Here is a 21,954-nt window from a genome sequence, read left to right on the forward strand (position 1 = left end):
CCAGCCCGATGTTGTTTGGATATATTCACTCTGCTTGATCGTGAATGAATCCATCCGCAAGGAGGCTGGTCCATGGCAGAGCAGGCGAGCGGCCCGCGCGAGGTGCGCGCGGCACGGGGTACCGGGCTGAGCACGCAGGGCTGGCAGCAGGAAGCCGCCCTGCGGATGCTGATGAACAACCTCGACCCGGAGGTCGCCGAGCACCCGTCCAAGCTGGTGGTCTACGGCGGCACCGGCAAGGCCGCCCGCGACTGGCGCTCCTTCGACGCCATGGTGAAGACCCTCCAGGGCCTCAAGCAGGACGAGACCATGCTGGTCCAGTCCGGCCGGCCGGTCGGCGTGATGCAGACCCACGAGTGGGCGCCCCGGGTGCTGATCGCCAACTCCAACCTGGTCGGCGACTGGGCGAACTGGGAGGAGTTCCGCCGCCTGGAGTCGCTCGGCCTCACCATGTACGGCCAGATGACCGCCGGTTCGTGGATCTACATCGGCACCCAGGGCATCCTCCAGGGCACCTACGAGACCTTCGCGGCCGTGGCCAACAAGCGTTTCAACGGAACGCTGGAAGGCACCATCACCCTCACCGCCGGCCTCGGCGGCATGGGCGGCGCCCAGCCGCTGGCCGTCACCATGAACGGCGGCGTGGCGATCTGCATCGACTGCGACCCGTCCCGGATCGCCCGCCGGATCGAGCACCGCTACCTCGACGTCGAGGCCAAGAGCCTCGACCACGCGCTGCAGCTCGCCACCGAGGCCCGCGACAAGCGGCAGCCGCTCTCCATCGGCCTGCTCGGCAACGCCGCCGACCTGCTGCCGCAGCTGCTCGCGATGGACGCCCCGATCGACATCGTCACCGACCAGACCAGCGCCCACGACCCGCTGGCCTACCTGCCGACCGGCGTCGCCTTCGAGGACATGGCGAGCTACGCGGCCGAGAAGCCCGCCGAGTTCACCCAGCGCGCCCGCGAGTCGATGGCCCGGCACGTGGAGGCCATGGTCGGCTTCCAGGACCGCGGCGCGGAGGTCTTCGACTACGGCAACTCGATCCGCGGCGAAGCCCAACTCGCGGGTTACGACCGGGCGTTCGCGTTCCCCGGGTTCGTCCCGGCGTACATCCGGCCGCTGTTCTGCGAGGGCAAGGGCCCGTTCCGCTGGGCCGCGCTGTCCGGCGACCCGAAGGACATCCACAAGACCGACAAGGCCGTCCTCGACCTGTTCCCGGAGAACGAGTCGCTGCACCGCTGGATCAAGATGGCCCAGGAGAAGGTGCACTTCCAGGGCCTGCCCGCGCGGATCTGCTGGCTGGGCTACGGCGAGCGCGACAAGGCCGGCGAGCGGTTCAACGACATGGTCGCCTCCGGCGAGCTGTCCGCACCGATCGTGATCGGCCGCGACCATCTGGACTGCGGCTCCGTCGCCTCCCCCTACCGGGAGACCGAGGCGATGCTGGACGGCTCCGACGCGATCGCCGACTGGCCGCTGCTCAACGCCATGGTCAACGTCGCGTCCGGCGCGTCCTGGGTGTCCATCCACCACGGCGGCGGCGTCGGCATCGGCCGCTCCATCCACGCCGGGCAGGTCACCGTCGCCGACGGCACCGCGCTGGCCGGCGAGAAGATCCGCCGCGTCCTCACCAACGACCCCGGCATGGGCGTCATCCGGCACGTCGACGCCGGCTACGACCGGGCGAGCGAGGTCGCCGACGAGCGGGGCGTTCGCGTGCCGATGGCCGAGCTGTGACCGAGGGCTTCGACGCGATGTGGGCGGAGCTGCTCCCCGTGGGCCGCTCCGCCTCCTCCGGCGGCTACCGCCGGCACGCCTGGAACTCCGCCGACGCCGAGTGCCGGGCCTGGTTCGAGGAACAGGCCCGCGCCCGCGGCCTGCACTACGAGACCGACCGCAACGGCAACCAGTGGGCCTGGCTCGGCGACCCCGCCGCCGGGAACGCCGTGGTCACCGGCTCGCACCTGGACTCCGTCCCCGACGGCGGCGCCTACGACGGCCCGCTCGGAGTGATCTCCTCGTTCGCCGCTCTCGACGAACTCCGCGCCCGCGGCGCGGAGTTCACCCGCCCGCTGGCGATCGCCAACTTCGGCGACGAGGAGGGCGCCCGGTTCGGCGTCGCCTGCGTGGGCAGCCGGCTCGCCGCCGGCGTCCTCGACCGGGACGCCGCGTACCGGCTGCGCGACGCCGACGGGGTGTGGCTGCCCGACGCGATGCTCAAGGCCGGCCACGACCCGGCGCAGATCGGCCCGGACCCCGAACTGCTCGGCCGGATCGGCGCGTTCGTCGAACTCCACATCGAACAGGGCCGGTGGCTGACGGACGAGCACCCGGTCGGCGTGGCCGGCGCGATCTGGCCGCACGGCCGCTGGCGGTTCGACTTCCACGGCGAGGCCAACCACGCCGGCACCACCCGGCTCGACGACCGCCGCGACCCGATGCTGACCTACGCCACCACGGTGCTCGCCGCCCGCAAGAAGGCCCGGCTCGCCGGGGCGCTCGCCACCTTCGGCAAGGTCGCCGTCGAACCCAACGGCACCAACGCGATCGCCTCGCTGGTCCGCGGCTGGCTGGACTCCCGGGCCGCCGACGAGGAGACGCTGCGTCAGCTGGTCGACGCCATCGAGCAGTCCGCGGCCGAACGCGGGGAACGCGACGGCGTCCGGGTGACGCTCACCCGCGAGTCCTTCACGCCCGTCGTCGACTTCGACGGCCCGCTGCGCGACCACTTGGCCGGCCTCCTGAAGGCCCCCGTCCTGCCCACCGGGGCGGGACACGACGCCGGGATCCTGGCGTCCGCCGTCCCGACCGCCATGCTGTTCGTGCGGAACCCCACCGGGGTCTCGCACTCCCCGGCCGAACACGCCGAGCGGGCCGACTGCCACGCCGGAGTCGCCGCCCTCGCCGACGTACTGGAGGACCTCGCATGTCAGCCGTCGTGACGTACTGGGCCGAACACGCCTGGCTGCCGCACGCCGACGGCGCCGCGGTCGAGCGCGAGGTGCTGATCGCGGTCGGCCCCGGCGGGCGGATCGCCAAGGTCACCCCCGACAGCGGGCCATGCCCCGCCGGGGCCGTGCGGCTCGCCGGGCTGACCCTGCCCGGGCAGGCCAACGCGCACTCGCACGCCTTCCACCGGGCGCTGCGCTCCACCGTGCAGGTCGGCTCCGGGACGTTCTGGACCTGGCGCGACACCATGTACCGGGTCGCCTCCGCGCTCGACCCCGACAGCTACCTGGCGCTCGCCACCGCGGTGTACGCCGAGATGGCACTGGCCGGCATCACCGCCGTCGGCGAGTTCCACTACCTGCACCACGCGCCCGGCGGCGTCCGGTACGACAACCCGAACGCGATGGGCGAGGCGCTGATCGAGGCCGCCGCCCGGGCCGGCATCCGGATCACGCTCCTGGACACCTGCTACCTGTCGTCCGGCTTCGGCGCGGAGCCGACCCGGGAGCAGCTGCGGTTCTCCGACGGGACCGCGGACGCCTGGGCCGAGCGGGCCGCCGCGCTGGCCGGCGCGGAGCACGCCCGGATCGGCGCCGCGGTGCACTCCGTGCGGGCCGTCCCCGCCGACCAGTTGGGCGCCGTCGCGCACTGGGCCGCGATGCGCAAGGCGCCGCTGCACGTCCACCTCTCCGAGCAGACCGCCGAGAACGACGCCTGCCTCACCGCGCACGGCGTCACCCCGACCCGCCTGCTCGCCGACCACGGCGTCCTCGGGCCGCGCACCTCGGTGGTCCACGCGACGCACCTGACGGACGAGGACGTCCGGCTGCTGTCGGACAGCACCACCGTCGTCTGCATGTGCCCCACCACCGAACGGGACCTCGCCGACGGCATCGGCCCCGCCAAGCGGCTGGCCGCCGCGGGCTGCCCGATCACCCTCGGCTCCGACAGCCACGCCGTCATCGACCCGTTCGAGGAGGCCCGGGCGCTGGAGCTCGACGAACGCCTGCGCACCCGCACCAGGGGCCACTGGACGGCGAACGCGCTGCTGCGGGCCGGCACCGAGGACGGGCACGCGTCGCTGGGCTGGGACGAAGCCGGACGGCTGGAGGCCGGGGCGCTGGCCGACTTCTGCGTGATCGCACTCGACAGCGTGCGGACGGCCGGGGCGCCGGCCTCGCTGGGCGCGGAGATCGCGGTGTTCGCGGCGAGTGCGGCGGACGTACGGCACGTGGTGGTGGGCGGGCGGCACGTCGTCAAGGACGGGGTGCACCAGTTCGTGCCGGACGTGGCGGAGCAGTTGGCAGGAGCCGTGGCCGCACTGCGGTAGGGCGTCTTCCCGGAGTCGCGATCCGGCGGACGTTCGCCTCCCGCTCCGCGCGGTGAAGAGAAGTACGAAACTGACGAAGGATCATTCTGTGAGCCTGCTCATCGGCAACATTGGATCGCTGGTCACCAACGACCCGGCGCTCGGGGACGGGCCGCTCGGGCTGATCCCGGACGCCGCCGTGGTGGTGGAGGGCGACCGGGTGGCGTGGGTGGGCCGGAGCGTGGCCGCCCCCGCTGCCGACGAGACCGTCGACGCGGCCGGGCGGGCGTTGCTGCCCGGGTTCGTGGACAGCCATTCGCATCTGGTGTTCGCCGGGGACCGGACCGCGGAGTTCAACGCGCGGATGTCGGGGCGGGCGTACTCGGCCGGCGGGATCCGGACCACGGTGGCGGCGACCCGGGCGGCGTCGGACGCGGAGCTGAACGCGAACCTGACCCGGTTCCTGGCGGAGATGCTGCGGCAGGGCACCACGACCGTGGAGGTGAAGTCCGGGTACGGGCTGAGCACCGCCGACGAGGCGCGGTCGCTCAGGATCGCGGCGGGGCACACCGAGGAGACGACGTACCTCGGGGCGCACGTGGTGGGCCCCGAGTTCGCGGAGGATCCGGCGGGGTACGTCGAGCTGGTGACGGGGGAGATGCTGGAGGCGTGCGCCCCGTTCGCGCGGTGGGTGGACGTGTTCTGCGAGCGCGGGGCGTTCGACGGCGACCAGGCGCGGGCGGTGCTGACCGCCGGGATGGCGAAGGGCCTGGCACCGCGGGTGCACGCCAATCAGCTGAGCTTCGGGCCGGGCGTGCAGCTGGCGGTGGAGCTGGGAGCGGCGTCCGCCGACCACTGCACGCACCTGACCGACCAGGACGTGGCGGCGCTGGCGGACGGGGACACGGTGGCCACCCTGCTGCCGGGCGCGGAGTTCTCCACCCGGGCGCCCTATCCGGACGCCCGGCGGCTGCTGGACGCCGGGGCGCGGGTCGCGCTGTCCACGGACTGCAACCCCGGTTCCAGCTTCACCAGTTCGATGCCGTTCTGCGTCGCCGTCGCGGTGCGCGAGATGGGCATGACCCCCGACGAGGCGGTGCACGCCGCGACCGCGGGCGGGGCACTGGCACTGCGCCGCACCGATGTGGGGCGGGTCTCCCCGGGGGCCCGGGCCGATCTGCTGCTGCTGGACGCGCCTTCGCACGTCCACCTGGCGTACCGCCCGGGCGTCCCGCTGACCGCCGCCGTGTGGCAGGGCGGGGTCAGGAAGGTCTGACCCCGCCCTGTCTGCGGGGTCAGGAAAGCCCGACCCCGCCCTGCTCCGCGGTGCTAGCGGACGTCGCCCATCAGCTTGCCGATCCGGCCGCGGGCGGTGAACAGGCCGACGCCGGCGGCGATGGCGAGCAGGCCCTGGGCGGCGAAGTACCAGGTGGAGCCGACCACGCTGTCGCCCAGCGCCAGCTGGCTCAGGGCGGCCACGCAGTCGCCCGCGGTGACCGCGAGGAACCAGATGCCCATCATCTGGCTGGCGTACTTGGCGGGCGCCAGCTTGGTGGTGACGGACAGGCCGACGGGGGAGAGGGTGAGCTCGCCGGTGGTCTGGATCAGGTAGACCACGGCCAGCCACAGCGGGGTGACCTTGACGCCGCCGCTGGCCGCCGCCATCGCCAGCATCATCACCAGGAACGACGCGCCGATCATCAGCAGGCCGAAGGCGAACTTGGCGGTGGTGGAGGGGTTGCGGCCGCGGCGGGCGGCGGCGTTCCACAGCCAGGCGAACACCGGGGCGAGCGCCATGATGTACAGCGGGTTCAGCGACTGGAACCAGCTGGACGGGAACGAGAAGCCGAACAGGCTGCCGGCGGTGTTGCGGTCGGCGAACACGCTGAGCGTCGAACCGGACTGGTCGTAGATCATCCAGAACACGGCGGCGGCGGCGAAGAACCACAGGTAGCCGCTCATCCGCGAGCGCTCCTCGCCGCTCAGCTCCGGGTCGCGGCGGATCCGGCTGAACACCAGGACGGGGATGGCGATGCCGGCCAGCGAGAGCGGCCAGATCGCCCAGGAGACGCTGAAGTTGCCGGTGCCGACGACCACGCCGTAGAAGACCGCGGCGGCGGCCAGCCACAGGCCGGCCTTGCGCAGCACGGTGCGGCGCTCCTCGGGGGTGATCGGGGCGCTGACCACGCTGGAGCGCGGGCTGAGGTGGCGGGTGCCCAGCAGGTACTGGATCAGGCCGAGGGCCATGCCGACGCCGGCCATCGCGAAGCCCAGGTGCCAGTTCACCTTCTGGCCGACGGTGCCGATGGCGAGCGGCGCGAGGAAGGCGCCGAGGTTGATGCCCATGTAGAAGATCGTGAAGCCGCCGTCCCGGCGCGGGTCGTTGGGCCCGTCGTAGAGGTGGCCGACCATGGTCGAGATGTTGGCCTTCAGCAGGCCGGAGCCGATCGCGATGAAGACCAGGCCGGCGAAGAACGCCGCCGAGGCCGGCACAGCGAGCAGGAAGTGCCCGATCATGATGATCGCGCCGCCCAGGGCCACGGTGCGCCGGGCGCCGAGCAGCCGGTCGGCGATCCAGCCGCCGGGCAGGGCCAGCAGGTAGACCATCGCGTTGTAGACCGAGTACACCGCGGTGGCCGTGGCCACCTGCATCTCCAGGCCGCCGTCGGCCGCCTTGGCCGACATGTAGACGACCAGCAGGGCGCGCATGCCGTAGAAGCTGAAACGCTCCCACGTCTCCGTCATGAAGAGGGTGGCGAGGCCGCGGGGGTGGCCGAGGAAGGTCCGTCCGTTACCGGTCGAGATCCGTTCCTCAGACTCCAGGGTGCTCGAAGCCATGCTGATTCCTTGCCTGTCTTGCTCGGGTTCTCCACCACTGTAAGTCGCGAGTTCGGTTGACTGCGGAGCGTGAATGGTATGCGGAAGGTAAAGCAGGGTGCCGCTGCACTGTGCCTTTCGATGCCTCGACGGGAGAATTACCTGTGATGGCAAGGCTCGTGCGAAGAATGTCCATGTAAGCGCAGTTGTTGCCGAAGATGCCCGGGAATGCAAGTTGATCACACCCTGTGACAGTGTTCACAGCGCGCCGCCCGGGCGTGCCGAAAGCTCGGAAGACCCCCTGATCGGGCGTGCCCGAGCGGTCTACCATCGCCCCTATGACCTGTGTGCTGCTGGCCGAGGACGACCCGGCAATCTCCGAACCGCTGGCCCGCGCCCTGCGCCGCGAGGGCTACGAGGTGCTCGTCCGCGAGGACGGACCGGCCGCCCTGGGCGCCGGCCTCAGCGAGGACGTCGACCTGATCGTGCTGGACCTCGGGCTCCCCGAGATGGACGGCCTGGAGGTGTGCCGGCGGCTGCGCGCCGACGGCAAGAGCTTCCCGGTCCTGGTGCTCACCGCCCGCGCGGACGAGGTGGACACCGTGGTCGGCCTGGACGCCGGCGCCGACGACTACGTCACCAAGCCGTTCCGGCTGGCCGAGCTGCTCGCCCGGGTCCGCGCCCTGCTCCGGCGCGGCAACGTCGACCAGCTCACCACCGGCGCGCACGGCGTGAAGATCGACATCGAGTCGCACCGCGCCTGGCTCGGCGAGGAGGAACTCACCCTCTCCGCCAAGGAGTTCGAGCTGCTGCGGGTGCTGGTGCGGGACGCCGGACGGGTCGTCACCCGCGAGGAGATCATGCGCCAGGTCTGGGACACCACCTGGTGGACCTCCACCAAGACCCTGGACATGCACATCTCCTGGCTGCGCAAGAAGCTCGGCGACGACGCCGCGAACCCGCGCTACATCGCCACCGTGCGGGGCGTCGGCTTCCGCTTCGAGAAGAGCTGAAGGTCCACCCGGCGTGAAGCGCAGGATGATCAACTCACTGCTGGGCGTCGTCCTGGTGGTGGTCGCGGTGTTCTGCGTGCCGCTGGCCCTGATCGAGAAGCAGTCCATCACCAACGCCGCCAACGACCGGGTGGACGCGGTGGCGGTCCGGGTGCTCGGCCTGGTGGAGAGCCGGCTCGCCGCGGGCGAGCCGGTCACCGGCGAGAAGTTCGCCGCCGTGGTGACCGAGAACTTCTACGTCACCGTGGACATCCCCGGGCAGCCGCAGATCGTCCTCGGCCGCCCGGTCGACGGGCCCGCGCTGACCGCCACCGAGTCCGGGGCCAGCGGTGAGACCGTCACCGTCGCCCAGTCGCGGGCCGCGCTCGACCACGAGATCGGCAACATGCTGCTGCTGCTCGGCGTGGTCGCGCTGCTGGCCGTGCAGGCCGCCGTGGCGCTCGCGGTCTGGCAGGCCAAGCGACTGGCCCGGCCGCTCACCGACCTCGCCGAGACCGCCGAACGGCTCGGCTCCGGCGACCCCCGCCCGCAGGGCCGCCGCTACGGGGTGCCCGAACTCGACCGGATCGCCGAGGTGCTGGACACCAGCGCGGAACGGATCGCCCGGATGCTCACCGCCGAGCGCCGGCTCGCCGCCGACGCCTCGCACCAGCTGCGCACCCCGCTCACCGCGCTCTCCATGCGGCTGGAGGAGATCACCGCGCTCGCCGAGGACCCGGACACCGTCCGCGAGGAGGCCACCATCGGCCTCCAGCAGGTCGAGCGGCTCACCGACGTGGTGCAGCGGCTGCTCACCAACCAGCGCGACCCCAACAGCCCCACCGCGGTGAGCTTCTGCCTGGACGACGTGCTCAAGCAGCAGGTCGAGGAGTGGGCCCCGACGCTGCGCGACAGCGGACGCCAGCTGGTCGTCGAGGGGCTGCGCGACGTGCCGGTGATCGGCACCCCCGGCACGGTCTCCCAGGTGCTGGCCACGCTGATCGAGAACTCGCTGATGCACGGCGCCGGCACCATCACGCTGCGGGCCCGCCGCTCCGGCAGCTCGGTGGTCGCCGAGGTCCAGGACGAGGGGCCGGGCGTTCCCCGGGAGCTCGGCAACCGGGTCTTCGAACGGGCGGTCAGCGGCCGCAACTCCACCGGCATCGGGCTGGCCGTCGCCCGCGACCTCGCCGAAGCCGACGGCGGCCGCCTCGAACTGCTGTCGCTGCGGCCGCCGGTGTTCGCGCTGTTCCTCGCCCACGCGGGCGAGTGACGTCAGTTGGTGAGCGAGCGGTTGTCCTCGGCGGCCAGCAGCAGTTCGGCCTCCTGCACCACCTCGGGGTCCTCCAGCTCGGGCATCGCCTTGAACACCCAGGTGCGGTAGGAGATGAAGCGGAAGACGGTGGCGATCACCAGGCCCAGGAACTTGCCGCCCAGCTTCTCGAACGGGGTGTCCAGGCCCAGCACGTACTGGGTGAAGCCGAGGGTGCCGGTCTCGATCAGCATGCCGATGCCGCTGAACAGCAGGAACAGCGTGATCTCGCGCTTGCGGGAGGCGGCGTCGCGGTCCTTGTACAGCCAGTACCGGTAGCCCAGGTAGTTGGTGGCGATGGCCACCAGGGTGGCCGCGATGTTGGCGCGCAGCGAGGCCAGGCCGACGACGTTGTTGAGGATCCAGAACAGGGCGAAGTTGACCACCACGCCCGAGGCGCCGATCACGGCGAAGCCGACCGCTTCCAGGGACAGGCCGCGCAGTCGCTGGGACAACGAGGGGCGCGATTCCGTGGTGATCGTCATCCGGGCTGCTCCGTATGGTTCACATGATCGGATAAATGGTGTCGTGCGATCCGGCGCACCAGGCTACCCGCACATTCTGTGTGCTCCGTGCCACGCCCGGTGTGCACGCCCCCGGCGCACGCCGGTGTCGGGCCCCTGACCGGCCCCGATATCCTGGAGCGCGTGACTGTAGCGGGTAATGCGAACTTTCCAGTGGTCGGAGTCATCGGCGGCGGGCAGCTCGCCCGCATGATGCACCAGGCGGGCATCCCGCTGGGCATCCGCTTCAAACTCCTCGCCGACACTCCCCAGGAGTCGGCCGCGCAGGTGGTCGGCACCACCGAGTACGGCGACTACCGCGACCTCGACGTGCTGCGGGCCTTCGCCGCCGACTGCGACGTCGTCACCTTCGACCACGAGCACGTGCCCACCGAGCACCTGCGCGCCCTGCAGGCCGAGGGCATCGCGGTCCGCCCCGGCCCCGAGGCGCTGGTCAACGCCCAGGACAAGGGCGTGATGCGGGCCAAGCTGGACTCCATCGGCGTCCCCTGCCCCCGGCACCGGATCGTCGCCGACCCGGCCGACGTCACCGCGTTCGCCGGCGAGGGCGCGGGCTACCCCGTCGTCCTGAAGACCGTGCGCGGCGGCTACGACGGCAAGGGCGTCTGGGTCGTCAAGGACGAGGCCGAGGCCGCCGCCCCGTTCCTCGCGGGCGTCCCCGTCCTCGCCGAGGAGAAGGTCGACTTCGTCCGCGAGCTGGCCGCCAACGTGGTGCGCTCGCCCAGCGGCCAGGCCGTCGCCTACCCGGTGGTCGAGTCCGTCCAGGAGAACGGCATCTGCGCCGAGGTCACCGCCCCCGCGCCCGACCTCGACCCCGCCCTCTCCGACGAGGCCCAGCAGCTCGCCCTCCGGATCGCCGGCGACCTCGACATCACCGGCCACCTCGCGGTCGAGCTCTTCCAGACCCGCGACGGCCGCATCCTGGTCAACGAACTCGCCATGCGCCCGCACAACTCCGGGCACTGGACCCAGGACGGCGCCGTCACCTCCCAGTTCGAGAACCACCTCCGGGCCGTTCTCGACCTCCCCCTCGGCGACCCCCGCCCCCGCGCCAAGTGGACCGTCATGGTCAACGTCCTCGGCGGCGACTACCCCGACATGTACCACCCCTTCCTGCACTGCATGGCCCGCGACCCCGGCCTCAAGATCCACATGTACGGAAAGGACGTGAAGCCCGGCCGCAAGGTCGGCCACGTCAACGTCTTCGGGGACGACCTCGAAGACGTCCGCGAGCGCGCCCGCCACGCGGCCGCCTACCTGCGAGGAACGATCACCGAATGACTAACCCCCTGGTCGGCATCGTGATGGGCTCGGACTCCGACTGGCCCGTGATGGAGGCCGCCGCGCAGGCGCTCGACGAGTTCGAGATCCCGTACGAGGTCGACGTGGTCTCCGCGCACCGGATGCCGCGCGAGATGGTGGCGTACGGGGAGCAGGCGCACGGGCGCGGGCTGAAGGCGATCATCGCCGGGGCCGGCGGCGCGGCGCACCTGCCCGGGATGCTGGCGTCGGTGACGCCGCTGCCGGTGATCGGGGTGCCGGTGCCGCTGCGGTACCTGGACGGGATGGACAGCCTGCTGTCGATCGTGCAGATGCCGGCCGGGGTGCCGGTGGCGACGGTCTCGGTGGCCGGGGCGCGCAACGCGGGGCTGCTCGCGGTGCGGATGCTGGCCGCGTTCGACGCCGAACTGGCCGAGAAGATGGTCGAGTTCCAGGCCGAGCTGAACAGCCAGGCGACCGAGAAGGGCCGCAAGCTCCGGGCCAAGGTGGCGGGGAACGAGTCCTTCGGCTTCGGCAAGTAGTAGAACGGGAGGATGACTCCCGAACTGATCGAGCGTGCCAGGGCCGTCCTCCGCACCACCCCCATGGTGGACGGCCACAACGACCTGCCGTGGGCGATGCGCGCCCAGGCCGGGTACGACCTCGACGCCGTCGACCTGGCGGCCGATCAGAGCCACCGGCTGCACACCGACCTCGGCCGCCTGCGGGCGGGCGGGGTCGGTGCGCAGTTCTGGTCGGTGTTCGTGCCCGCGGAGCTGTCCGGCGACGACGCGGTCAGTGCGACGCTGGAGCAGATCGACTTCGTCCGGGCGATGACCGAGCGGTACCCCGAGCACCTGCGGCTCGCGCTGACCGCCGACGACCTGGAGAGCGCCCGCCAGGAGGGCCGGATCGCCTCGCTGATGGGCGCGGAGGGCGGACACTCCGTCAACTCCTCGCTGGCCACCCTGCGGGCGCTGCACGCGCTCGGGGTCCGGTACCTGACGCTCACCCACAACTCCAACGTGCCGTGGGCGGACGCCGCCACCGACGAGCCGGTGCACGGCGGCCTCACCCGGTTCGGCGAGGAGGTGGTCCGGGAGATGAACCGGCTCGGCATGCTGGTCGACCTCTCGCACGTCTCCGCCGACACCATGCGCGACGCGCTGCGGGTCTCCGAGGCCCCCGTGCTGTTCTCGCACTCCTCCTCGCGCGCGATCTGCGACCACCCGCGCAACGTCCCCGACGACGTGCTCGCCGCGCTGCCCGGCAACGGCGGGGTCGCGATGGCCACCTTCGTGCCGATGTTCGTCCTGGCCGACGCCATCGAGTGGACCTACGCCGCCGACGCGAACATGACCGCACACGGGTTCAGCCCGTTCGACACCTCCGCGGCGGCGACGGCCGTGCAGCAGGCCTTCGCGGCCGATCGCCCGCGCCCGGTCGCCACCGTCGCCGACGTCGCCGACCACCTCGACCACATGCGCGAGGTGGCGGGCATCGACCACATCGGCATCGGCGGCGACTTCGACGGCACCCCGTTCCTGCCGGCCGGCCTGGACGACGTGGCCGGCTACCCCGTGCTGATCGCCGAACTCCTGCGCCGCGACTGGTCCGAGGCCGACCTCGCCAAGCTGACCTGGCACAACGCCGTCCGGGTGCTGCGCGAGGCCGAGACGGTGGCCCGCCGCCTGCGGGCCGAGCGCGGGCCGTCGATCGCCACCCGGGAGCAGTTGGACGGCGCGTGAACGACCGGATTGACCCTGCCCCTGGGGCAGGCCCCACGCTGACCGGCGTGGAGGAAGAACGGCTGCTCACCACCGGTGAGTTCGCCCGCCGGGGCCTGCTGTCGCCGAAGGCGCTGCGGCTTTACGACCGGCAGGGCCTGCTGCCGCCGGACCTGGTCGACCAGGCCACCGGCTACCGGTACTACCGGGCCGGCCGACTGCGCACCGCACGGCTGATCGTGCGGCTGCGCGGCCTGGACATGCCGCTCGCCACGGTCGCCGAGGTGCTCGCCCTGCCGAGCGCCGAGGCGGCCGAGCGGGTCGCCGCGTACTGGGCGGCCGTCGAACGGCGCACCGCCTCGCAGCGGGCGCTGGCCGAACACCTCCGCGTCCAACTCAGCGGACTGGAAGGAATCGACGAGATGTACCGGATCGAACAGCGCGAGGTGCCGGACCAGCTGGTGCTCACCGAGCAGCGGCGGGCCAGGCCGGAGGAGCTGGACGACTTCATCGGCGGCGCCACCGCCCGGCTGACGGAGGCCGCCGCGGGCCTCGGCGGCCCGGTCGCCGCCCCGTTCGTGATCTACCACGGGGACGTCGACGAGGACGCCGACGGCCCGGTCGAGGTCTGCGTGCCGATCGACCCGGCCCGGGCCGGCGACGTCACCGTCCCGCACCGGGTCGAGCCCGCGCACCGCGAGGCGTACACCCGGATCACCAAGGCGCAGGTGGACTTCCCGCAGATCCTCAGCGCCTACGACGCGGTCTGCGGGTGGATCGAGTCGGCGGGCGCCGAGCGCACCGGGCGGGGCCGGGAGGTCTACTTCGCCGACTTCACGGCCGCCGCCCCGGACGACCTGGTCTGCGACATCGCCTTCCCCGTCCGGGTCGGCTGACGCCGGCTCACAGCCGGGGCAGCTCGATCGCCGGGCAGCGGTCCATCACCATGTCCAGCCCGGCGGCCCGGGTGCGGTCGAAGGCGGCCTCGTCGACCACTCCGAGCTGGAACCAGACGGCCTTGGCGCCCTTCGCCACCGCCTGGTCGGCGACCGGGCCGGCCAGCTCGGAGTTGACGAACACGTCCACCACGTCGACCGGGAACGGGATCTCGGCGAGCGAGGCGTAGCCCTGCTCGCCGAGCACCGTCTCGGCCTTCGGGTGCACCGGCACGATCCGCTTGCCGGCCCGCTGCAGCACCCGGGCCACCCCGTACGCGGCGCGCGCGGTGTTGGTGGACAGGCCGACCACGGCCCAGGTGTCGCCGGAGGAGGTGAGGATCTTCCGGACGGTGGCGTCGTCTCCGTAGCTCATGCCGGTGAGAACGAACCGCCCGGCACGGTCATTCCGAGAACGGCCGGCCCATCGCCCGGTAGGTCCAGCCGGCGGCCCGCCAGGACTCGCCGTCCAGCACGTTGCGGCCGTCGAGCATGCGGCGCTCGGCGACCAGCGCGCCGACCTCGGCCGGGTCCAGCTCGCGGAACTCCTGCCACTCGGTCAGGTGCAGCACCACGTGCGCGCCCTGGACCGCCTCCAGGGCGGACGGCGCGTACGACAGGCTGGGGAACATCTTGCGGGCGTTGTCCATCGCCTTCGGGTCGTAGACCGTCACCTGGGCGCCCTGCAGCTGGATCTGGCCGGCCACGTTCAGCGCCGGCGAGTCCCGGATGTCGTCCGAGTTCGGCTTGAACGCCGCGCCCAGCACCGCCACCCGGCGGCCCAGGAAGCCGCCGCCGCACTGCTCGCGGGCCAGCTCGACCATCCGCGAGCGGCGCCGCATGTTGATCGAGTCGACCTCGCGCAGGAAGGTCAGCGCCTGGTCGGCGCCCAGCTCCCCGGCCCGGGCCATGAACGCCCGGATGTCCTTGGGCAGGCAGCCGCCGCCGAAGCCCAGCCCGGCGTTCAGGAACCGGCCGCCGATCCGCGCGTCGTAGGAGAGCGCCTTGGACAGCTGGACCACGTCCGCGCCGGCGCTCTCGCAGACCTCGGCCATCGCGTTTATGAACGAGATCTTGGTCGCCAGGAAGGAGTTCGCGGCGGCCTTCACCAGCTCCGCGGTCGGGAAGTCGGTCACCACGAACGGCACGCCGTCCGAGATCGGGCCCGCGTACACCTCGCGCAGCACCTGCTCGGCGTGCTCGCTGCGCACGCCCACCACCAGGCGGTCCGGGTGCAGGGTGTCGCCGACCGCGTAGCCCTCGCGCAGGAACTCCGGGTTCCAGGCCAGCTCGACCTGCTCGCCGGCCGGGGCCAGCGCGGCCAGCCGGTCCGCCAGCCGGTTCGCCGAGCCCACCGGCACGGTGGACTTGCCGACCACCAGGGTCGGCCGGTCCAGGTGCGGGGCCAGCGAGTCCACCGCGGCGTCCACGTAGCTCATGTCGGCGGCGAACTCGCCCTTGCGCTGCGGGGTGTTGACGCAGATGAAGTGCACGTCGCCGAAGGCCGCGACCTCCTCCCAGGAGTCGGTGAACCGCAGCCGGCCGGTCGAGCCCTCGTGGCCCGCCACGTGCTTGAGCAGCAGCTCCGACAGCCCGGGTTCGAACATCGGCACCCGGCCGGCGGCGAGCGCGGCGAGCTTGTCCCGGTCGATGTCCAGCCCGAGGACCTCGAAACCGAGCTCGGCCATGCACGCAGCATGCGTGGCGCCCAGGTAGCCAGTACCGATCACCGTGATGCGCGGAGCCACGGGTGTTCCCTTTCGTTCGGGCCGTTCCAGGCAATGCGACGGCCGCAGGCACAGATGCTATCGGTACCCCTACCAGCGGGGGGGCGGCCGGTTCCACGATTTCCGCCCGAAAGTCTGTACGGAAGGTTCACAATGCGCGCATGACTGCCGAGGAGCGGCCGGACGAGGCCGACGAGGACCAGAGGCCGCTCAGCATCTTCGACCGCGACGACGACCGGGACGACGACCGGGACGGCGACCTTTCGAGCGAGGCGGAGACCGCGCCGCGCCGCCGCCGGGGCCGCCGGCTGCTGCTGTGGACCCTCGCCGTGCTGCTGGTGCTGTTCGGCGCCGGCTTCGGCGCCCTGGTGTGGACCGCCGACCACTACGCGTCCTCGGTGGCGCGGATCCCGAACGCCTTCCCGACCGGCGGCGCCGGGCAGCCCACCGCCGTCCCGCACTCCGGCCAGACCTTCCTGCTGGTCGGCCTCGACGCCCGCGCGGACCGGCCCACCACCGGGCAGGCTGCGAAGGCCCCGGCCTGGCAGCTGGGCGCACAGCGCAGCGACACCATGATGCTGATGCACATCTCCGCCGACCGGAAGTCCGTCTCCGTGGTGTCCATCCCGCGCGACACCTGGGTGTCCGTCCCCGGACACGGCAAGGCGAAGATCAACGCGGCCTACTCCTGGGGCGGGCCCGCGCTGATGGTGCAGACCGTCCAGGACCTCACCCGGATCAGGATCGACCACCTCGCGGTGATCGACTGGAACGGCTTCCGGGCCCTCACCGACGCCGTCGGCGGCGTCGACATCACCGTCCCGCGCACCATCGAGGCCAAGGGCGACGCCCGCGAGTGGCTGGCCGGCACCCACCACATGGACGGCGCCGAGGCCCTGCTCTACGTCCGCGAACGCCACGGCCTGCCGAACGGCGACCTCGACCGCACCAAGCGCCAGCAGAACTTCCTGCGCGCGCTGATGCTCCGCACCATGAACTCCGGCACCCTCTCCAGCCCCGCCAAGCTCACCGGCCTGCTCGGCACCGTCGGCGACGTGGTCTCGGTCGACGACCGGCTCAGCAACAGCGACCTCTACGACCTCGCCTGGAGCCTGCGCGCGGTCCGCCCCGACGGCGTCCACTTCATGAACGCCCCCTTCGGCGGCTTCGACTCCGTCGACGGCCAGTCCGTCGTCCTGATGGACGACGGCGCGGCCGGCGTGCTCTGGGACGCGATGCGCACCGACCGGATGGACGACTACCTCACGCAGCACCGCACCAGCGCCGACACCCTCGGCGACAACGTCGACTGACCGGGCCGACGAGCCTAGGATGAGGATTACTCGACGGTAACTATCCCAAGGGGCAGAGCAGATGGCTGGAAACTCCGGAGCGGACTTCGACCTCTACCGGCTGGGCGAGGAGCACGAGATGCTCCGTGAGTCGGTGCGTTCGCTGGCGGAGGCGAAGATCGCCCCGTTCGCGGCGGAGGTGGACGAGGAGGGGCGGTTCCCGGCGGAGGCGTTGGAGGCGCTCCGGTCGGCGGATCTGCACGCGGTGCACGTGCCGGAGGAGTACGGGGGTGCGGGTGCGGATGCGCTGGCGACGGTGATCGTCATCGAGGAGGTGGCGCGGGTGTGCGCGTCGTCCTCGTTGATTCCGGCGGTGAACAAGCTGGGTTCGCTGCCGGTGCAGTTGTCGGGTTCGGAGGAGTTGAAGGCGAAGTACCTGGGGGCGTTGGCCCGGGGCGAGGGGATGTTCTCGTACTGCCTGTCGGAGCCGGAGGCGGGTTCGGACGCGGCGGGGATGAAGACGCGGGCGGTGCGGGACGGGGACTTCTGGGTCCTGAACGGTGTGAAGCGGTGGATCACGAACGCGGGGGTGTCGGAGTTCTACACGGTGATGGCGGTGACGGATCCGTCGTTGCGGTCGAAGGGGATCTCGGCGTTCGTGGTGGAGAAGGGCGACGAGGGGGTGTCGTTCGGTGCGCCGGAGAAGAAGTTGGGGATCAAGGGTTCGCCGACGCGTGAGGTGTACTTCGACGGGGTGCGGATCCCGGCGGAGCGGATGATCGGTGCGGAGGGGACGGGTTTCGCGACGGCGATGCGGACGTTGGACCACACCCGGGTGACGATCGCGGCGCAGGCGCTGGGGATCGCGCAGGGGGCGTTGGACTACGCGAAGGGGTACGTGAAGGAGCGCCGGCAGTTCGGGAAGGCGATCGCGGAGTTCCAGGGTGTGCAGTTCATGCTGGCGGACATGGCGATGAAGCTGGAGGCGGCGCGGCAGCTGACGTACGCGGCGGCGGCGAAGTCCCAGCGTACGGAGGGTGATCTGACGTTCTTCGGGGCGGCGGCGAAGTGCTTCGCGTCGGACGTGGCGATGGAGGTCACGACGGACGCGGTGCAGTTGCTGGGCGGGTACGGGTACACGCGGGACTACCCGGTGGAGCGGATGATGCGGGACGCGAAGATCACCCAGATCTACGAGGGCACCAACCAGGTCCAGCGCATCGTGATGGCCCGCAACCTGCCGTAGGCCGTTACCGACAGCCGAGTCGCTTCCGCGTTCAGGTCACTGTCCGTGCCGCGACCCGGCTGTCGGGCCCCTCCCGCTGCGCGCAGTTCTCCCCCAGCCCTAGCGGGCCGGGAGGTACTCCCGCGCGCCCCCGTTCTCGCGCCCACCCGCCTTCCGCACTCCCACCTTCTTGGCCGGGGCGCCCGCCCAGATCTCGTCGGGCCCGGTGGAACGGGTGAGCACCGCGTTCGCGCCGATGATCGTCCCGGCGCCGACGGTGAGGACGCCCGACTTGCAGACGATCTTCGCGCCGGCGCAGACCATCACCCCGTCCTCCAGGACGACCCTTCGCATCGCGGACTCCTCCTGCGGGACCCACGGGTCAGCCCGGCCGATGGTGACGCCGTTGTAGAGGGTGACGTTCGCGCCGAGAGTGGTGAAGGGGTGCAGGACGGTGCCGAAGCCGCGGTGGAAGACGGACAGGCCGGGGCCGATCTCGGCGGCGGCGGGGACCTCCACCCCGTACAGGGCCAGGGCTTCCTGGACCAGGCGGCCGAACAGCCGGCTTCGGCGGCGGTAGATGAGGGAGGTCACCAGAGACATGGCGGACATTCTCCCGCCGGATCACCTGATGTGACGTCAGTGACGCGCGGGCCGACGGGAGTTCGCACACTCTCCCGTCGGCCGGTGGCGGTCAGGGCGCGGGGACGGCGGTGTCGTTCTTCATCGCGTCGAAGACGGCCTTGGACTTGGCCGGGTCCCACTTGACCGCGGACTCGCCGGTGGGGGTGCGGAAGTCGGGGTTGCCGATCGGGACGGTGATGGTCTTGCCGTCGCCGCCGGTGACGCCCTTCATGGCGAGGAACATCGAGCCGAGGTCGGTGAGGCCGGCGTCGTCGTCGACGATCAGGGTGTCCAGGCCGGCCGAGGCGAGCGGGTAGAAGGTGAAGGGGTTGAGCAGGGTCGCGGGGGAGGCGGCCTGCTTGGCGAGGGCGCCGAGGAACTTCTGCTGGTTGCGCATCCGGCCGAGGTCCTGGTCGGCCATCTGGTGGCGCTGGCGGACGAAGGCGAGGGCCTGCTTGCCGGTCAGGGTCTGGGTGCCGGCCTTCAGGTCGAGGCCGGAGTCCTTGTCCTTGATCGGCTGGTCGATGGTCATCTCGACGCCGCCGACGGCGTCGACCAGGCCGACGAACCCGGCGAAGCCGATCTCCGCGTAGTGGTCGATCCGCAGGCCGGTGCTGGTCTCGACGGTCTGCACCAGGAGTCGTCCGCCGCCGGCGGCGAACGAGGCGTTGATCTTGTGGGTGGCGGCGGGGACGGTCTTGCCGCTGCCGGAGGTGTCCTGGTGGGCGGGTATCTGCACCCAGGAGTCGCGCGGGATCGACATCAGGGTGGCCCCGTTGTCGCCGGTGTGCAGGATCATCATCGAGTCGCTGCGCTTGCCCTCGGCGGAGCCGGTGTGGAGGGAGTCCTCCTGGGCGTCGGTGAGGCCCTCGCGGCTGTCGGAGCCGACGATCAGCCAGTTGGTGCCCTTGCCGGCCGCCGGGCGGCCCGGGTAGTCGGCGAGCACGTTCTCGTGCCGGAGCTTGCCGTCGGCCCAGAAGTAGGTGCCGATCATGGTGGTGAGCAGCGCCAGCACCAGGCCGAGCGCCGAGTATCCGATGATCTTCTTGCGCGAGCGGCGCGGTCGGGCCGGCTGCCCGGGGCCGCCGAGCGGGCCCGGCCCGGGCTCGTGCGGCTGCTGCCCGTACGGCGGTCGACCGCCGGACGGCGGCCCGCCGCCGGGGCCGCCGCCGGGCGTGCCGCCCCGGTACGGCGGACGGTCGTCGGGTTGCTGTGCGGGGCGGGACAGCGGGGCGCCCGCGCCGCGCGGATTCAGCGACGGCGGCAGCGGCGGTTCCGCGCCCGCCCCGCCCCGGCCGCGTGCCGCGTCGCCCTGCCCGTATGCGCCGCCCCCCGGGCGCTCCTGCCACGTGTTCATGAGGGGAAGGATGCCCGAACCGCGGGCCGCGTGGTGATCGTCCGGCTCGGCCGGGGCCCCTTGTGGCCGTTTTGATGCAGGGCCCGGACCGTTCGGTGCGGTGTTCACCGGGCGGGCACGGCCTTGACCCGGTAAAACGGCGCGTGCTTGCATGGCTGCATGGAGCAGCGGAAGGTTCTCACCCGTCGGCGGCACGTCGACCACGGTCGGGTGTCCTGCTCGCTGTGTCGCGGCTGAGTCCTCGCCGCACATTCACCCTCACCGCGAGCCCGCGCCCGCGTCCTCGCGTTCCCGTTTCTCCCGTCTCCGGCCGCCCCTGCCCGCGGCCGTACGCACCGAGGTGACTCCATGGCCGTGATCCTGTCCGTCTCCGGTTCCCCGTCCGCGACCTCCCGCACCACCCGGCTGCTGCGCCACGTCGACCGCCGGCTGGTCTCGCACGGCCACCGGGTGGCGGCGCTGGACGTCCGCACGCTGCCCGCCGAGGCGCTGCTGGCCGCCGACACCGGCGACCCGGCGATAGCCCGCGCCGTCGAACTGTTCGAGCAGGCCGACGGGGTGGTGATCGGCACGCCGGTCTACAAGGCCGCCTACTCGGGCCTGCTGAAGGCGCTGCTCGACCTGCTGCCGCAGTACGCGCTGCGCGGCAAGACGGTGCTGCCGCTGGCCACCGGCGGCTCCACCGCGCACGTGCTGGCGGTGGACTACGCGCTGCGTCCGGTGCTGACCTCGATGGGCGCCGCGCACGTCACCCAGGGCTGGTTCGTGCTGGACCGGCACATCGGGGTGCGCGAGGACGGCGGCACCGAGCTGGAGCGGGAGACCGAGGTGCTGCTGACCCCGGTGGTGGACGCGTTCTCCGCCGCGCTCCGGCCGCGGGCCGAACTGGCCGCCGCGAGCTGACCGTTCGTCGGCGTCCGGGCTCCGGACCCTCACCCCGCGGGGCGCAGACCCCTAGGGGAGGGGGCCCGGACCCCGGAGCGTTCCCCGGTGGCGGCGTTCGTCCCGGTGGAGGACGAAAGGGATCGGCGCAGCCGGGAGTCTTGAGGACATCGGGCGGACCCCACCCCACCTCAAGGAGCACGCAGTGACCACGGCAGCCAGCGCCGCGCACCTCACACCCGTTTCCGAACAGAACGACGTCGCGGCCCGGGCCCGGCAGGTGACCAAGGCGTACGGGACGGGCGAGACCCGGGTGACGGCGCTGAACGCGGTCGACGTGGACATCGAGCGCGGCCGGTTCACCGCGATCATGGGCCCGTCGGGTTCCGGCAAGTCGACCCTGATGCACTGCCTGGCCGGCCTGGACAGCGTCTCCGAGGGGCGGATCTGGATCGGCGACACCGAGGTCACCGGGCTGAAGGACAAGCAGCTGACCCGGCTGCGCCGCGACAAGATCGGCTTCATCTTCCAGGCGTTCAACCTGCTCCCGACGCTGAACGCGCTGGAGAACATCACGCTGCCGATGGACATCGCCGGCCGGCGGCGTACATCGGGCGGGGCTGACCGGGCGTGGCTGGAGCAGGTGATCGACACCGTCGGCCTGTCCGGCCGACTGGGGCACCGGCCCGGCCAGCTCTCCGGCGGCCAGCAGCAGCGCGTCGCGGTGGCCCGGGCGCTGGCCGCCCGGCCGGAGATCATCTTCGGTGACGAGCCGACCGGGAACCTGGACTCCCGCTCCGGCGCGGAGGTGCTCGGCTTCCTGCGCCGCTCGGTGGACGAGCTCGGCCAGACCATCGTGATGGTGACGCACGACCCGGTGGCCGCCGGCCACGCGGACCGGGTGCTGTTCCTCGCCGACGGCGTGATCGTCGACGAGATGCACAACCCGACCGCCGACTCCGTCCTGTCCCGCATGCGCCGTTTCGACGGCAAGCGCACCAGCTGAGACGGGATCATCG

Annotated in this window: 20 protein-coding genes; 14 read left to right on the forward strand and 6 right to left on the reverse strand. The window is 72.0% G+C overall.

The features are described from left to right. Positions 1–72: 72 nt before the first annotated feature. The 4 genes from hutU to hutI all read left to right on the forward strand — a co-directional run bounded on the left by hutU (position 73) and on the right by hutI (position 5,537). Positions 73–1,740 carry a urocanate hydratase gene (gene hutU, locus CG736_RS18590; RefSeq protein ID WP_100587299.1) on the forward strand — a complete coding sequence of 556 codons (1,668 nt, stop codon included), beginning with the start codon at positions 73–75 and terminating at the stop codon, positions 1,738–1,740. 17 nt (positions 1,741–1,757) lie between these two features. Further along, entirely contained in the window at positions 1,758–2,945 is a 1,188-nt protein-coding gene (locus CG736_RS18595) for an allantoate amidohydrolase (RefSeq protein WP_100587350.1), read from the forward strand. After that, positions 2,930–4,282: a formimidoylglutamate deiminase gene (locus CG736_RS18600; protein ID WP_100587300.1), complete on the forward strand. Its 1,353-nt coding sequence runs from the start codon at positions 2,930–2,932 to the stop codon at positions 4,280–4,282. Before CG736_RS18595 ends, CG736_RS18600 begins: the two co-directional genes overlap by 16 nt. A gap of 88 nt (positions 4,283–4,370) precedes the next feature. Continuing rightward, positions 4,371–5,537 (forward strand): imidazolonepropionase, encoded by a 1,167-nt coding sequence (gene hutI / locus CG736_RS18605; protein WP_100587301.1) that lies wholly within the window; start codon positions 4,371–4,373, stop codon positions 5,535–5,537. Positions 5,538–5,590: 53 nt separating this feature from the next. Here hutI and CG736_RS18610 read toward each other — a convergent pair whose 3' ends face one another. Further along, positions 5,591–7,099 (reverse strand): peptide MFS transporter, encoded by a 1,509-nt coding sequence (locus tag CG736_RS18610; protein ID WP_100587302.1) that lies wholly within the window; start codon positions 7,097–7,099, stop codon positions 5,591–5,593. Positions 7,100–7,416: 317 nt separating this feature from the next. Between CG736_RS18610 and CG736_RS18615 the strand changes: the two genes are divergently transcribed. Continuing rightward, positions 7,417–8,091 carry a response regulator transcription factor gene (locus tag CG736_RS18615; protein WP_043914270.1) on the forward strand — a complete coding sequence of 225 codons (675 nt, stop codon included), beginning with the start codon at positions 7,417–7,419 and terminating at the stop codon, positions 8,089–8,091. A 13-nt stretch (positions 8,092–8,104) separates the two neighbouring features. Next, positions 8,105–9,343 carry an ATP-binding protein gene (locus CG736_RS18620; protein WP_100587303.1) on the forward strand — a complete coding sequence of 413 codons (1,239 nt, stop codon included), beginning with the start codon at positions 8,105–8,107 and terminating at the stop codon, positions 9,341–9,343. Between the two features lie 2 nt (positions 9,344–9,345). On the opposite strand, the gene CG736_RS18625 is transcribed toward CG736_RS18620, so the two are convergent. Continuing rightward, positions 9,346–9,867 (reverse strand): GtrA family protein, encoded by a 522-nt coding sequence (locus tag CG736_RS18625; RefSeq protein ID WP_100587304.1) that lies wholly within the window; start codon positions 9,865–9,867, stop codon positions 9,346–9,348. Positions 9,868–10,095: 228 nt separating this feature from the next. Between CG736_RS18625 and CG736_RS18630 the strand changes: the two genes are divergently transcribed. The 4 genes from CG736_RS18630 to CG736_RS18645 are packed head-to-tail and all read left to right on the forward strand — an operon-like array spanning position 10,096 to position 13,789. Then, positions 10,096–11,187 carry a 5-(carboxyamino)imidazole ribonucleotide synthase gene (locus CG736_RS18630; RefSeq protein ID WP_232734063.1) on the forward strand — a complete coding sequence of 364 codons (1,092 nt, stop codon included), beginning with the start codon at positions 10,096–10,098 and terminating at the stop codon, positions 11,185–11,187. Then, positions 11,184–11,708 (forward strand): 5-(carboxyamino)imidazole ribonucleotide mutase, encoded by a 525-nt coding sequence (gene purE / locus CG736_RS18635; RefSeq protein WP_100587306.1) that lies wholly within the window; start codon positions 11,184–11,186, stop codon positions 11,706–11,708. Before CG736_RS18630 ends, purE begins: the two co-directional genes overlap by 4 nt. A gap of 12 nt (positions 11,709–11,720) precedes the next feature. Beyond that, entirely contained in the window at positions 11,721–12,914 is a 1,194-nt protein-coding gene (locus tag CG736_RS18640) for a dipeptidase (protein WP_100587307.1), read from the forward strand. 47 nt (positions 12,915–12,961) lie between these two features. After that, positions 12,962–13,789, forward strand: coding sequence for a MerR family transcriptional regulator (locus CG736_RS18645; RefSeq protein WP_369880218.1), 828 nt, complete (start codon positions 12,962–12,964; stop codon positions 13,787–13,789). A gap of 7 nt (positions 13,790–13,796) precedes the next feature. Here CG736_RS18645 and CG736_RS18650 read toward each other — a convergent pair whose 3' ends face one another. Together CG736_RS18650 and CG736_RS18655 are read right to left on the reverse strand one after the other, a co-directional pair. Then, on the reverse strand, positions 13,797–14,204 hold the full coding sequence (locus tag CG736_RS18650; protein WP_100587308.1) for a CoA-binding protein: 408 nt from the start codon (positions 14,202–14,204) through the stop codon (positions 13,797–13,799). 28 nt (positions 14,205–14,232) lie between these two features. Further along, positions 14,233–15,576 carry a UDP-glucose/GDP-mannose dehydrogenase family protein gene (locus tag CG736_RS18655; RefSeq protein ID WP_100587309.1) on the reverse strand — a complete coding sequence of 448 codons (1,344 nt, stop codon included), beginning with the start codon at positions 15,574–15,576 and terminating at the stop codon, positions 14,233–14,235. 140 nt (positions 15,577–15,716) lie between these two features. On the opposite strand from CG736_RS18655, the gene CG736_RS18660 reads away from it, so the two are divergent. Both CG736_RS18660 and CG736_RS18665 read left to right on the forward strand, forming a co-directional pair. Further along, positions 15,717–16,868: an LCP family protein gene (locus tag CG736_RS18660; RefSeq protein ID WP_100587310.1), complete on the forward strand. Its 1,152-nt coding sequence runs from the start codon at positions 15,717–15,719 to the stop codon at positions 16,866–16,868. A gap of 61 nt (positions 16,869–16,929) precedes the next feature. Then, positions 16,930–18,093 carry an acyl-CoA dehydrogenase family protein gene (locus CG736_RS18665; RefSeq protein ID WP_100587311.1) on the forward strand — a complete coding sequence of 388 codons (1,164 nt, stop codon included), beginning with the start codon at positions 16,930–16,932 and terminating at the stop codon, positions 18,091–18,093. 99 nt (positions 18,094–18,192) lie between these two features. On the opposite strand, the gene CG736_RS18670 is transcribed toward CG736_RS18665, so the two are convergent. Together CG736_RS18670 and CG736_RS18675 are read right to left on the reverse strand one after the other, a co-directional pair. Continuing rightward, complete coding sequence (locus CG736_RS18670) at positions 18,193–18,675, reverse strand: serine O-acetyltransferase (RefSeq protein ID WP_157815633.1); 483 nt, start codon at positions 18,673–18,675, stop codon at positions 18,193–18,195. A 91-nt stretch (positions 18,676–18,766) separates the two neighbouring features. Continuing rightward, on the reverse strand, positions 18,767–20,053 hold the full coding sequence (locus CG736_RS18675; RefSeq protein WP_100587313.1) for an LCP family protein: 1,287 nt from the start codon (positions 20,051–20,053) through the stop codon (positions 18,767–18,769). A 348-nt stretch (positions 20,054–20,401) separates the two neighbouring features. Between CG736_RS18675 and ssuE the strand changes: the two genes are divergently transcribed. Both ssuE and CG736_RS18685 read left to right on the forward strand, forming a co-directional pair. After that, positions 20,402–20,956 carry an NADPH-dependent FMN reductase gene (gene ssuE, locus CG736_RS18680; protein WP_100587314.1) on the forward strand — a complete coding sequence of 185 codons (555 nt, stop codon included), beginning with the start codon at positions 20,402–20,404 and terminating at the stop codon, positions 20,954–20,956. A gap of 184 nt (positions 20,957–21,140) precedes the next feature. After that, entirely contained in the window at positions 21,141–21,941 is an 801-nt protein-coding gene (locus CG736_RS18685) for an ABC transporter ATP-binding protein (RefSeq protein ID WP_043914255.1), read from the forward strand. Positions 21,942–21,954 lie beyond the last annotated feature (13 nt).

Source organism: Kitasatospora sp. CB02891 (assembly GCF_002803145.1).
Taxonomy (GTDB): Bacteria; Actinomycetota; Actinomycetes; order Streptomycetales; family Streptomycetaceae; genus Kitasatospora; species Kitasatospora griseola.

Coding starts and splice junctions, on each gene's coding strand:
- hutU (WP_100587299.1), top strand. CDS start 73: ATGGCAGAGCAGGCGAGCGGCCCGCGCGAGGTGCGCGCGGCACGGGGT.
- CG736_RS18595 (WP_100587350.1), top strand. CDS start 1,758: ATGTGGGCGGAGCTGCTCCCCGTGGGCCGCTCCGCCTCCTCCGGCGGC.
- CG736_RS18600 (WP_100587300.1), top strand. CDS start 2,930: ATGTCAGCCGTCGTGACGTACTGGGCCGAACACGCCTGGCTGCCGCAC.
- CG736_RS18610 (WP_100587302.1), bottom strand. CDS start 7,099: ATGGCTTCGAGCACCCTGGAGTCTGAGGAACGGATCTCGACCGGTAAC.
- CG736_RS18615 (WP_043914270.1), top strand. CDS start 7,417: ATGACCTGTGTGCTGCTGGCCGAGGACGACCCGGCAATCTCCGAACCG.
- CG736_RS18625 (WP_100587304.1), bottom strand. CDS start 9,867: ATGACGATCACCACGGAATCGCGCCCCTCGTTGTCCCAGCGACTGCGC.
- CG736_RS18630 (WP_232734063.1), top strand. CDS start 10,096: ATGATGCACCAGGCGGGCATCCCGCTGGGCATCCGCTTCAAACTCCTC.
- purE (WP_100587306.1), top strand. CDS start 11,184: ATGACTAACCCCCTGGTCGGCATCGTGATGGGCTCGGACTCCGACTGG.
- CG736_RS18640 (WP_100587307.1), top strand. CDS start 11,721: ATGACTCCCGAACTGATCGAGCGTGCCAGGGCCGTCCTCCGCACCACC.
- CG736_RS18650 (WP_100587308.1), bottom strand. CDS start 14,204: ATGAGCTACGGAGACGACGCCACCGTCCGGAAGATCCTCACCTCCTCC.
- CG736_RS18660 (WP_100587310.1), top strand. CDS start 15,717: ATGACTGCCGAGGAGCGGCCGGACGAGGCCGACGAGGACCAGAGGCCG.
- CG736_RS18665 (WP_100587311.1), top strand. CDS start 16,930: ATGGCTGGAAACTCCGGAGCGGACTTCGACCTCTACCGGCTGGGCGAG.
- CG736_RS18670 (WP_157815633.1), bottom strand. CDS start 18,675: ATGTCTCTGGTGACCTCCCTCATCTACCGCCGCCGAAGCCGGCTGTTC.
- CG736_RS18675 (WP_100587313.1), bottom strand. CDS start 20,053: ATGAACACGTGGCAGGAGCGCCCGGGGGGCGGCGCATACGGGCAGGGC.
- ssuE (WP_100587314.1), top strand. CDS start 20,402: ATGGCCGTGATCCTGTCCGTCTCCGGTTCCCCGTCCGCGACCTCCCGC.